The 11,928-nt window shown below is 51.5% G+C and carries 13 protein-coding genes and 1 tRNA gene; 4 read left to right on the forward strand and 10 right to left on the reverse strand.

Annotated elements, in window-relative coordinates; genetic code table 11:
- Position 1: 1 nt before the first annotated feature.
- Positions 2-1,114 (reverse strand): bifunctional glycosyltransferase family 2/GtrA family protein, encoded by a 1,113-nt coding sequence (locus JRC49_00675; protein ID QTE71380.1) that lies wholly within the window; start codon positions 1,112-1,114, stop codon positions 2-4.
- 191 nt (positions 1,115-1,305) lie between these two features.
- Here JRC49_00675 and JRC49_00680 point away from each other — a divergent pair, with 191 nt between their 5' ends.
- The 4 genes from JRC49_00680 to JRC49_00695 all read left to right on the forward strand — a co-directional run bounded on the left by JRC49_00680 (position 1,306) and on the right by JRC49_00695 (position 3,616).
- Positions 1,306-2,043 (forward strand): F420-0--gamma-glutamyl ligase, encoded by a 738-nt coding sequence (locus tag JRC49_00680; GenBank protein ID QTE72750.1) that lies wholly within the window; start codon positions 1,306-1,308, stop codon positions 2,041-2,043.
- 1 nt (position 2,044) lies between these two features.
- Entirely contained in the window at positions 2,045-2,674 is a 630-nt protein-coding gene (locus JRC49_00685) for a DUF1643 domain-containing protein (GenBank protein QTE71381.1), read from the forward strand.
- A gap of 2 nt (positions 2,675-2,676) precedes the next feature.
- Positions 2,677-3,411 (forward strand): hypothetical protein, encoded by a 735-nt coding sequence (locus tag JRC49_00690; GenBank protein ID QTE71382.1) that lies wholly within the window; start codon positions 2,677-2,679, stop codon positions 3,409-3,411.
- Between the two features lie 128 nt (positions 3,412-3,539).
- Positions 3,540-3,616 (forward strand) — tRNA-Arg (locus JRC49_00695).
- A 203-nt stretch (positions 3,617-3,819) separates the two neighbouring features.
- Here JRC49_00695 and JRC49_00700 read toward each other — a convergent pair.
- The 9 genes from JRC49_00700 to JRC49_00740 form a co-directional block, all read right to left on the reverse strand.
- Positions 3,820-5,811 (reverse strand): right-handed parallel beta-helix repeat-containing protein, encoded by a 1,992-nt coding sequence (locus JRC49_00700; protein ID QTE71383.1) that lies wholly within the window; start codon positions 5,809-5,811, stop codon positions 3,820-3,822.
- An 11-nt stretch (positions 5,812-5,822) separates the two neighbouring features.
- Positions 5,823-6,953, reverse strand: coding sequence for a xylanase (locus JRC49_00705; protein ID QTE72751.1), 1,131 nt, complete (start codon positions 6,951-6,953; stop codon positions 5,823-5,825).
- Between the two features lie 84 nt (positions 6,954-7,037).
- Entirely contained in the window at positions 7,038-7,649 is a 612-nt protein-coding gene (locus JRC49_00710; protein ID QTE71384.1) for an LURP-one-related family protein, read from the reverse strand.
- A 137-nt stretch (positions 7,650-7,786) separates the two neighbouring features.
- Complete coding sequence (locus JRC49_00715; GenBank protein ID QTE71385.1) at positions 7,787-8,290, reverse strand: hypothetical protein; 504 nt, start codon at positions 8,288-8,290, stop codon at positions 7,787-7,789.
- A gap of 30 nt (positions 8,291-8,320) precedes the next feature.
- Positions 8,321-8,599: a GIY-YIG nuclease family protein gene (locus tag JRC49_00720; GenBank protein ID QTE71386.1), complete on the reverse strand. Its 279-nt coding sequence runs from the start codon at positions 8,597-8,599 to the stop codon at positions 8,321-8,323.
- Positions 8,596-8,739: a hypothetical protein gene (locus tag JRC49_00725; protein ID QTE71387.1), complete on the reverse strand. Its 144-nt coding sequence runs from the start codon at positions 8,737-8,739 to the stop codon at positions 8,596-8,598. Before JRC49_00725 ends, JRC49_00720 begins: the two co-directional genes overlap by 4 nt.
- 46 nt (positions 8,740-8,785) lie before the next feature.
- On the reverse strand, positions 8,786-9,409 hold the full coding sequence (locus tag JRC49_00730) for an SOS response-associated peptidase (GenBank protein ID QTE71388.1): 624 nt from the start codon (positions 9,407-9,409) through the stop codon (positions 8,786-8,788).
- A 10-nt stretch (positions 9,410-9,419) separates the two neighbouring features.
- The gene (locus JRC49_00735) at positions 9,420-10,088 is read right to left on the reverse strand and encodes a hypothetical protein (protein QTE71389.1); all 669 of its coding nucleotides are present in this window, start codon (positions 10,086-10,088) and stop codon (positions 9,420-9,422) included.
- A 238-nt stretch (positions 10,089-10,326) separates the two neighbouring features.
- Complete coding sequence (locus JRC49_00740) at positions 10,327-11,745, reverse strand: serine hydrolase (GenBank protein ID QTE71390.1); 1,419 nt, start codon at positions 11,743-11,745, stop codon at positions 10,327-10,329.
- Positions 11,746-11,928: the final 183 nt, after the last annotated feature.

Below are 11,928 nucleotides of genomic sequence, written 5' to 3' on the forward strand. Positions count from 1 at the left end.
TTCACTCCTCCCTGAACACCCATCTGTCCTGTACCCGGTAGCTCAGGAAATACAGCATTGTATCCATCAGGATTTTGGCAAGCCAGTCCGCCATACCGATTTGTCCGAGCGTCCATACGCCGACATTGGAGATGGTGATGATCGCAATGCACAGCAGCGCGTAACGGAGTGCCGGCCTTCCGGCTTTTCCTTTCATCTGAAAAACCAGGTTCTTATTCAGCAGGAAATTGATCACAGAGCTTACGAGCCGTGCTCCATAGCCGCTGACCTGAACGTTCATCATGCTGCCGCGTACCAGACCGGCTGCGGGAAGCATCCATTTCCGCAGAATCAGCGCAAGGATCTGGTCAATCGCAAAGCAGATCAGGGACACGCTCATGAACTTGAAGAAACTGCCTAAAATAACTTTATAGATCCGCCAGCTGTCACGGATCGGATGAAAATGGGTGCCCTCGTTATTGTTCTCGTAAATTGTCTCAATGGTAACCGGAATCATCGGGATCCGCGCCCGTGAGCAGGCGATCAGTACTTTCATCTCATATTCATACCGTTCGCCCTCGACCTCAGTCATGAAGGGCAGTTCTTCCTTCCGGAAAGCCCTCAGGCCGGTCTGGGTGTCAGGCAGATACTGACCGTACAGCAGCTTGAACACCGCGGAAGTAATTTTGTTTCCGGATCTGCTCTTTGGCGGAATGCATTCCAGGTTGAAATCCCGGCTGCCCAGGTAAAGAGCCTTTTCACCTTTTTCCAGTTCCGCTGCCAGCCGCAGGCAGTCAGTCACCGTATGCTGTCCGTCCGCGTCCGCTGTAATGACTCCTGTAATATCCGGCAGGCTTTCCATGATATACCTGTACCCGGTTTTCAGGGCAACGCCCTTTCCTTTGTTCACCTCGTGGCGCAGGACAACCGTATCCTCCACCGCGCTCACTTCATCAAACACAGGCCTGAATGCCTCGCCGGATCCGTCATCCACCACAACAATATGCGCAAATCCGCTCTGTTTCAGTTCCTGTATATAGGCCGGCAGTCTGCCGTCCGGCTCCAGTGAGGGGATCAGGATCACTGCCTGTTCCGCCGCGTGCTTGACCATCTGCATTTTCATCCTCTCTGTCATTGGATCCGGTTCATGGGGAAATGCTCCGCATCAGGCATCCCATCCCACATTACCAAATCTGAGTTATTATACCCTAATCCGCATGAAAACACAATATATACCGTATATCCCCGCATTGACATACAATTGGTATGTAACTATAATATCTTCTTGTATGAATAAGTGTTCGGAGGTGTCGTTTCATGGGCATCATTCCATCCAGAAATCTTGAAGATCAGCGCAGGGAGAAAGACGGGATCGTCTATTTTGACCGCGGAACCCTTATCGGGAAAAACGGCCGTCAGTATGACCGCTTCGCCATCCAGACCCACTTTGTTGAAGTCGGTGAAGATCAGGCTGAGCTGGTGCGCAGATATGTTCTGCCCCTCGCCCAGGACGGTGATGTGCTTTCCTTCGGTGCCAAGGTTATGGCCATGTGCACCCGGAATGTGAAAACCAAGGAGGAAGTCCACCCCGGCTTCTGGGCCAAAAAGCTGGCACCTTTTGCCGGTATCAATGAAACAGGCGTCGGCATGCATGAGCCCTATAAGCTCCAGCTCGTCATTGACATCTGCGGACTGCCCCGCGTTCTTTTTGCCGCATTCGTCAGTGCCGTTACCCGTCCCTTCGGCGTACACGGTCTGTTCTATAAAATCTGCGGCAAAGGTGTGGCCGGTATCGACGGATTCTATTTCCGCTCCAGTTTTGACCGGTATAAAGAACTGGCACTGATTAATCCGCCCAATCCGGTGGAACTGTGCAACCAGCTGGAAAAGGACACCGGTATCCCTGTTGTCCTGATGGACGCCAACGACATCGACCAGAATCAGCTTGGCAAATGCAGTGACTTCCCGCTCACCGATGAAGAGATTCAAGATGCTATGGCAGACAATCCTTCCGGCCAGGGCGACGAACTCACCCCCCTGATCCTGATCCGTCCCCTCTCCTGATATGCGGCACGTTCCCTCTTCTGATACAGCTCAGGCCGGAGTGCTTTCCTTTGAGGAAGCACTCATTCCCACTGCCGCGGATTTTGACCGCGGCCGTTGGTTATATGTCCCGGATCATTACAGTGAATACCGTTATCTGCTCGGCACCCGCGGAAAGCATCCGCTGGTCTGTATCGGAATCAATCCATCCACAGCCATCCCGGACCGCCTGGACAACACCCTGAAGTCAGCAGAGCGCATCGCTTTGCATAACGGTTATGATTCTTTTGTCATGTTCAACGTCTATGCCCAGCGGGCTACCGATCCTGATGACATGGAACGGGAAATGAACCCTGTCCTGCATGCGGAAAATATGAAGGCCTTCTCGTGGCTTCTCGCACAGTTTCCGGCTGTTCCTGATCTCTGGGCTGCCTGGGGTGCAATCATTGAAAAACGTTCCTATCTTCCCGGCTGTGTGCTGGATATGGCTTCCATCGGCCAGCGCTTCGGCGCCCGTTGGTTTACAGCCGGCCCCCGCAGTAAAGCCGGTCATCCCCATCATCCTTTATATCTTAAAAAAGATTCCTCTCTGGACCCGTTTACAGATCTGACTGGCTATCTTCACTCCCTTGAGGAGAAATTCCGGAGGTAATCATGGTAAACACATATGATGAAACTTTTACCCTTCGTCCACGTGACTGTGACCTGAATGAAAAATGGCGTCCAAGCGCCGTGCTTGAAACCATGCAGGATGCTGCAGGCGCGCACAGCATCTTACTCGGATGCGGTCGCGATGAGCTGATCAAAAAAAACATGGTCTGGGTCATTGCCCGCTGTGAAGTCCATATGGATCGCTATCCTTCAGTCGGGGAACAGATTACCGTTCATACTTTTCCCACGCCGACCCGTATCTGTTTCTTTCCCAGGTACTACGTGTTTACAGATGCCCATGGAGAAATGATCGGCAAGGCCGGTACCCTCTGGCTGCTGCTGGACACCACTACCCGCCGTATGCTTCCGCCCGGGGATGTGGGCAAACTGATCCCGGAGAACAAGGATCTTTCCATTCCCATGAATCTTCCTGCCACTGTCGGCAATCTGCAGGGCGACGAATTTGTCAGCGAATACCGCCCTGTGTATACGGATCTTGATGTCAACGGCCACGTCAATAACACCCGCTACGCGGACTGGCTTTGCAACACCCTTGGCATTGATCTGATGACTGAATATGAGCCGGAACACATCATCCTCAACTATAATCATGAGGTGCTCCCGGGACATGTGGTCACGCTTCACCGCATCCTGAAAGGCAATGAATACCGTCTGTCCGGGAAAGTCGGAGATACGACCGCCTTCGAAATCGGCGGCACACTGCGCCGCCGCGTGTGATATATAAAAATATGCTTCCCGCGGAAACATGCTTCTGCGGGAAGCGTCTTTTCTTTCGCGCATACAGAATTCTGATCGCGCTACACCTTGACAATCTCCTCTGAACAGGATAAAATACCTCCCGTTGAGTGCCCGTAGCTCAGTTGGATAGAGTGTCAGACTCCGACTCTGAAGGTCACAGGTTCGAATCCTGCCGGGCATACCACAAACCTTGTGCATAAAGTGTCACAAGGTTTTTCTTTTTGTTTTCCCTTTCTTCCTTGCTCTTCCTTCTGATTTATGACAAATGTCCGGTATAAAGGATCTGATGCTGCACAAATACACGTAAAAAAGCATTCGGTATCTGATTGTCCTGACCAATACAGAGAAAAGCCCCCGCTTCCGCGGGGGCATGATTGGTATTCAGGCTCAGAAAAGAACCTTCTCCGCATCTTCAGCGCTTGCGAAAGGACCGGGAATTGTCTTCGTTCCCCTGTGGTTTCCAAAGTAGTCCTTGTCAAACACAATATCCGATCCATCCGGGTTTTCGAACCGCTGTTCCGGCTCAAAGGCTTTTCCCAGCGTTTCCGTACAGATGATTCCGTCGGCAAAATCCTTCAGTTTGCTGTACACGTTGGTCTTCAGGCTGTATTTTCCGTCCTTCTCCTCCAGCGCGATGGTTACCTTTGAGCGCTTGTCAGACAGCTTATGCTTCTCATGCTTGCAGACGCTTGCACCGTTGAAGTAGGCATTTCCATCCACCCATACCGGCAGGTGCCCGAAGTGCACGTTTGCCAGCGCACCCATGTCGGGTCTGGAACCAGGCATGAACGGAGCGTACCATTCTTCATAAGTCGGGAAGATATCAAAGGGCGCTGTACCAACTGCCTGATGCTCCGCATCCGTAGGCTTCCGCTCCTTGTCTGTGATCGGATAAGCCTGAATGAACAGGTTGTTGTAGATCCTGTCATCTCCATGCAGAATGGTCATAAAGCCCGCAACCTCTGTCCTGTGACGGATGTGGTAGGGGGTGTAGCGGGGTTCGCGCTGTCCGTTGACCACACTGTCAACGCCGCTGTTGATCAGGCTGAATCCGCCCAGCACCAGGTTGTGCACGCATGCAATTCCCTCGGAGGGAATGGTAATGCTCACAGGGCTCATCAGCACGTTGTTATCGATCAGGGTGGGGCCGTGACCGACTTCAATGAAGATATCCGTGGAGAACATGGCGCCCCTGGCCTGTTCACGTCCTTCCGGACGGCAGTTGTCATGCATCAGGTTCTGGCTGATCCGTGCCCCCTGGGCTTCCCAGTCCAGCCATACGCCCATAATACAGTTATGAATATGGTTCCTGCGGATGGTCACGTCAATGGCCGCATGAAGCTTGATACCGGCGGTTTCGGCGCCGCCCAGCTGCTGACTGTTGCAGATATGGTGAATATGGCAGTCTTCAATGGTGGAGAACACGCCGCCCATCCGGCCCACAATGCCGGTCTGCTCGCAGTGGTGCACGTTGCAGCGGCGGATAATGTGGCTTCCCACCTTTTCCTTCAGCCAGCCGTGATACTGACCACGGCATACCGCATCGCGTTCCATCTGGGTCGGGCTCTTAACCTTTTTGTGAAAGAAATACATATCGTTTTCGGGATCCAGGTATTTACCCAGCGAAATACCGCAGCAGCGGCTGTTGCTCACTTCGCAGTCCTCAATAATCCAGCCCTTGGACCAGTGCGGGCCGATCATGCCGTCCTGGTATGCAGCCGGGGGTGCCCAGGTTGTTGCGGCTTTGGTAATCGTGAAGCCGCTGACGGTAATATAGCCGATTCCTGTCTGATCCGGCATAAAGCAGTTCCGCCGGACGCTGATTTCCACCTTCTGCTTGTTCGGGTCCTTTCCGTGGAAATTGGCATACAGCACGGTTTCGTTTCCATCCTGCTCGGTATACCAGAGATATTTTGCTTCCTCCTGCGTCCAGGCATGAGGATCAGGCTTCCCTGCCTCACATTCCTCGACAGAGCCGCATTCATACATCATCAGGTCATTCATGAATACCGCGCCGGTATGGCGGATAATCGGAGAAAAATACCAGTCGCCCTCCACCTTTTCCACGTAGGGATTATAGGCGCCGAAAATGCCGTTGTTAACCCGGGCAGTCCAGGTTGTTCCCTTCACTTTCTTCCAACCGGTCAGCAGTTCCGCACCGGTAATGACGGCAGCCAGCGGCTTTTCGCTCCGGTAGGTAATCCGTGCCTCTTCCGTACCTGCATACAGCGGGTTCACATATTCCCTGTATACGCCGGGAGCAACCACCACTTCATCACCGGGCCGTGCGATCTTTGCCGCTTCATTGATAAACCGGAACGGTCTTTCCTTTGATCCGTCTCCTTCTCGGGGTGCGTTGATATTGACGTAGTATAACATGGGGCTCCTCCTCAAAGATAAATTCTATAGTTGCCTGTCAGCATCAGCAGACAGAAGAAATACAGACAGTTGTCATAGTAGCGCCTGACACCCTTGCGCATCGGAAGCTCAGCAAAATCTTTCAGGAATCTGAGCCGGTGTTCAGACTCACTTGCGGCCGAAGCCGCTCCGAGAACTGCGCGGATAGCCGTAGGATGCATCGCCGGTTCACTCTGTGCCGTTCCATCCAGTTCATAAGCCCGCAGGTCGCTCATATCCTGTTTCGCAAAAAAGTCCTGCAGATGCGTTTCGATCAGGGTCAGCGCTGGATCCTCCCCGAACCAGATCCGGTCAAGTGCGATGTTTTCCGCCACACGGTACGCATCGGAATAATATACCCAGGGCTTTCCGAACAGCAGCACCGTTTTTCCGTCATAGTCAGCATACTCAGGGCTCAGCCCGGTAACCGGATCAGCGGAGAGCGCTATATATTTCCGGCTCTGCTCCGCCGCCTTTTTCCAGAAAGGACGGTCCTGCTCATCGGCTTTCAGTGCGAACAGTTCATAGAAATGCGGCAGATGATAACTCGGATCAGAAATCTTCATTCCGGGAACAAACCGAATATAGGTATTCTCCGGTTCCCACATCGGCTGGCCGCCCTGAACCATTTCATGCTGGTGTACTGCGTGCCTCAGGATCTCTCGGGCCCGGGCCGAATAATTGTAACTGCCCTCTCCGTCTCCCCAGCGCGCGGCTGCCATAAACAATGCCATGGCATAGTACTCTTCCCCGTCCGGAGCCGGTCCGTTGGAATTGGAGGATCCGTCGATATGTACTGACCACCGGAAATATCCCTCGCAGGGACCTTCTTTCATCAGCATATATCTTTCCGAGAAAGTCCACAACTTGTCAAAAATGTCTTTCCGGTCCATCTGCACACACATCATCATGCCATAGCTCATGCCTTCCGTGCGCGCATCAATGTTCCCCGTATCCACCATACACCAGGCGTCTTCATCCGTGTGATGGCAGAAATTTTCCTGCTCATCAAAAAAGATCGTCTCAAAGGCCTTGTTAACCATTGCCCTGGCTTCTTCGTCACCGATACCGGCTTCAGCCAGATAATTCGGGTATACGCCTGTATCAAAGGCTCTTGTCTTCATCCGTTCCTCCGGTTGTACGTACTTTTTGTTCATCATAAATCGGATGAAGGTCTGCTGTCAAGGATTTTTCTTTCCGGAAGATCATCAGTTTCCGGAGGAGGATGATCCGCCCGCTGAACTGTGCACACTGGCGGCCTCCCTGTCTTTGATCATATGCTGCAGCGTAACCAGAACAGCGACGATTGTATCCTGATACTCTGTCCGGTATATGTCGATACAGTACTTGTCATGGATTGAGAACATCTTCTGGCCGATCACAGCAATAATCTCATCGTGTTCATCATACAGTTCGAAATTCAGCCCGGCGATGTTTCCCCGGATCTGCCATCCGAGTCCTTCGATATTCATGATATCCTTCACAAGGTGAAACAGTTCATTGGAGATTTCGAACTTCGTTCCGTCCCCCATGGTGATAAAATGCCTTTGATGCAGGGTCAGGAGCTTGCGCTCAATATGGGCAACAAACCTTCCCTCAGCGTCTGTGATATCGGTTTTGTCGTGGATGGACGGAAATTTCGTATTGGCTTCATAAACAACTTCTTCCCTGCTGTTTGTGATATCAATATGATGATGGAGCGTAAACACCTTTGTTGTGGTAAACAGGGACACTGTCGGTTCACCAAACCGCTGCACATTGTTGATATTCGCTTCTTCTCCTGCCTCACGGAAACGATGGTATTTGGAAAATACGCCCATTCTATTCTGCCTCCTGCTGTATGATATTATGTATCATATAACGTTTCGCCCGGAAAATAAAGAACCGGAGAGAAATAAACCGCCGTTTCCAGGATCGAAACGGCGATTGATCGGTATATACTGTTTCTTCGGGAATTTCAGATCATCTTCATGGCCGGAAACGAAAGAACCATCATCAGGAAACCCGGACTGTCCTCCTGTTCAAAAAAACGGGTTCTGAAAGCCGGTTCAATCTGCATGCCTGTGGGCGGCGTCCAGTCAGATTCGATAATCCGTTCCGTAATCGCGGATACAGGCATTCCTGTCCGGCCGAAAAAGTATGCACCCTTCCTTTCCTCCACCGTCATGGACCAGCCGCCGGTATCCGTCCGCGCCGCAATTTCGTACAGCCCGGGCCTCCAGAAAACAATACGGTACAGCTCTTCTCCCGTCAGGTTGTCCTTGATTCTCCGGCTGACCCCGGGAACTATTTCCGTATCGATATTGAAGGAACTGTACCATTCCACGTCTTCCCCTGTCACCCGTACTGTGGAGGAAGTACTGATCTGGCAGGTGGTTTTTCCGATAAAAGTTTCATCCTGGTAATAGGAATAGCCCCACATCCCGTTGGCAGAAAGGCGGTATGAAATAATATCTGTCATCCTTGTACCGCCTCCCTTTCCTTTACTGCATTACCTTGTATTTTCATCGGCAGGGATTGTTTTTCCTTCCCTGCTTTCTGACAATTTCAGCTTTTCCGCCCTTTTCAGGTGTTTCAGATGCCATTCCCTGCTCAGCGCCTCGTGCCTGTCTTCATACATCTCAAAATACACCAGCTTCACAGGCAGTCTGGACCGTGTGTATTTGGCTCCTTTGCCGGCGTTATGCTGCAGAATCCTGGCTTCCAGATCCGTGGTCCATCCGCAGTACAGGCTGTCATCCGCGCAGCGCAGTATATATACGTAGTTCACTTACCGCTCCCGTCTGCATGCTCTTCCTGTCTTTTCCGCTCAGCTTCTTCCCGGTTTCTCCGGGCTTTGTTCAGTGCATGCATGGCCTCAAAAGGACCGATAATTGCTGAAAGGATAATCAGAATCCAGTACCATGGCATGGTTTTTCTCACTCCGGTTCCTGTCTTTCGGGTCACAGGCCGTCTTTCATCCTGCGTACTCCCATTGTGTTTTTGTCAGGCAGTTCTGTATCAGTTCCTCTGGCCTGGCGTCCGGCCGGATCCATCTGCCGGCGTTTTCTTCCGAAAACATGACCGGCATCCTGTCATGCATCCAGGTAAGGGTGTCGTCAGCAGGCCGGGTCAGGATCACAAACGTGGGAAGCCCTTCTTCCATATGATAGAGTCCGGCCAGCCAGATGATTCCTTTTTCGACCGGCCGGATGGCGTACTTCCGGCCCGGTTTCTTTTGCTCATCGTGCTCCCATTCGCAGTACCAGGATGCGGGAATCACGCAGCGGTGTTTCTGCCAGGCTTCCCGGAACGTGGGTTTTTCAGCCGCCGTTTCAGCCCGCGCGTTGATCAGCAGTTTTCCGCGTTTTCCGTCCGCTGTATTCTGCCGGAATCCCCACTTCATCGGAAAAAACCGGCGTTCTCCTGTCCGGCTGGTGGCAATCACCGGTACCACGGAAGCCGGAAGGATTTCACCGGCTCCGGTTACCGGCGGCTGGTTTGATTCCCGGAAAAGCTCCGCCAGTTTCGTTCTGTTAATCTCCCGGATCATTTTCAGGATTTCCTCATCCGGGGGAGCAATCACATATCTTCCGCACATATCTGCCTCTTTATATGATCCCCGCCGGTATCAGGATCACCAGCAGCAGTGCAACCAGTCCCCACAGGATGCACAGGAATCTTTTACGCTTTTTCGGTTCCAGATCCGGCACGTAATTGCTGGCGATAAAGAATGGAATATAGGTGGTGACAAACACCGGGATTACGCCCCACCATCTGTATACCCAGATAAAGGAATGATTGCTGGTGCCCGCAAGGAATGATTCAAACAGGGCAAAAAGCAGGGCCATTTCCAGCGCGCCGGCAAGCTTGCAGGAGATGCCGCCCTTCCCGTTCCTGGCAAAATAACGTCTGGTTCTGTCCTGCGGCAGCATTTTGAATGAGATCATTCCGGCAATGGAAAACATCATGGACAGTTCCCAGCAGACACCGATCAGGAGAATAAAGGTGGTGGATTCATTGCTGACTGACCAGAGGGGATAACCTGACAGCTTTCCGATAACCGCATTGCAGATCTCATAAAGCCAGTGAACACCGTAAAGCGCCAGTCCGGCGCAAACCACTTCCGTATTCTTTTTCTGTATTTCTGACCAGTATACATAAAACACAACAGCGAGAATAAAAATGAATGTCCAGTTGAAGTTTTCGGTGTTTCTGACGCGAATGGCGTTCACCAGGTCCATCGCTTCCTGAGATCCGTCTCCCCAGAATCTGAACATGGTTTCCCCTCCTCTTCACTCTGTCACGTATCCTGTTGCCTGCTTTCCCGGAATGCCCCGTCCTTCTGAAATGGATGAGGTTTTCCTGCTTTTCTGTATGGGCTTGTTTTGTTCTGTCTGAATTATATATGCTTCTCATACTTTTATGCAAGTTTACAGGCAAAAAAAGATCGGACATTTCAGATCAGTGCAACTATGCCTGTTGATCCTGAAATGTCCGGTGCTTTTCCTGCCGGTTTTACCCGCCGTCTGCTTTCCCCAGGCGTATTTCTTCCAGTTTCTCCATATTCGTCAGGATACTGAATGCCGGCTCAACAATATTGTCCATGAGCTGCGGTTCATATCCGTTCATAATCAGGGCCATCGTAATCCCTGTTTCCCGCTGGTAATAGATATTGGAAGTCAATCCGCTGTATCTTCCCTGATGGCCGTACCACGTTCCCCGGTCAAACTGGTGCAGGCGTACCGTGCTCAGTCCGTATCTGCTTTCTGCCAGTCCTTTCTGTTCCGATTCCATCAGCCGGACAGTCTGTGTCTCCAGGATCCGTACACCGTTAAGTTCCCCGCCGTTGTTCATCATCTGCGCCAGTTTTGTCAGCGAGGAAGCATTAATATACAGTTTTCCGACCGTATAACCGTTATTTCCTTTGGGATCTGCCTTGTTGTTATAGGTACGGGTTCTGTCCTTCTGAACCGATATCTGAACCTTGCCCTGCGGGTTCAGCAGGTCCTTTGTTTTGGTACCCGCCGGAAGAAATCTGGGCGAATAGGCTGCTGTCAGTCCCAATGGTTTGAAAACCTTCTGATCCAGATAGTTCTGTACGCTCTGCCTGGATATGGCTTCGATCAGGCATCCGAATAATGCGCCGTTGTAATCTGCGTATACATACTGCGTTCCCGGCTCTATGGATTCATTGAAAATCGGATCGTATCCGTTCTTTCCGATCCTCGCCCAGTCCGGGTGATAATTGGATGCTTCCGCTGACAGGGATGAAGTATGGGTCATCAGCATCCTGGTTGTAATAGGTGTGTCAGGATATGCCGGATTCCTTACCTTAAACCCGAGATAAGTGCTGATATCCTTGTCCAGGTCTAGTTTGCCTTCGTCGTACAGCGTCATCAGTCCTATTGCGGTTACCCATTTGGTAATGGAAGCGATACGGAAACACGTGTCCTCATCCACACCGCCAAAGGACCAGGTCAGGAAAACCTGTCCCTTCCTGGAAAGCACTACGGTCCCGCAGGCCGCTCCGCACCTTGCCGCAAGTGATTCCAGATAGCTGATTGCTTCGTCCGTAACAACCGCAGCCGGTTCAGGGGATATCACGGGAGAAGGCGTATCCGTCACCGCCGGATTTCCGTTATCTGCCTCATTTTTCTCATACAGCTTTCCGAGGGTTTTGGGCCCGGCAACGCCGTCCGCTTTCAGTCCGTTCTTCCTCTGGTATGCCTTCACGGCACTGACCGTTTTCTTGCCGTATATCCCGTCGATTTTGCCGTTGTAGAACCCTTGATCCTTCAGGGCTGTCTGCAGCGTTTTTACGTCTGCTCCGCGGGAACCTTTCTTCATTGTTCGCGCAAAAGCAGCATCAGGCAAACCGATACAGGATATAAACAGCATCAGCACCAGCAGAAAAGCGGTCATCCGTTTCAGCATGGATGTTCCCTCCATAACGTTACCGGTTCTTTAATGTTTTACAAAATCATGTTTAATATATGTCTTTTGTATGAAGTTGTCAATGTTTCACTGTACAATTCATGTTTTTCTCTCTATTGAACTTGATGCCATAAACCGATAAAATAGGGAGGCTGAATCGCTGACAGGAAGGTTGTGTTTTCA

It is taken from the genome of Clostridiales bacterium FE2011 (assembly GCA_017569305.1).
Classification (GTDB): Bacteria; Bacillota; Clostridia; order Christensenellales; family Aristaeellaceae; genus Aristaeella.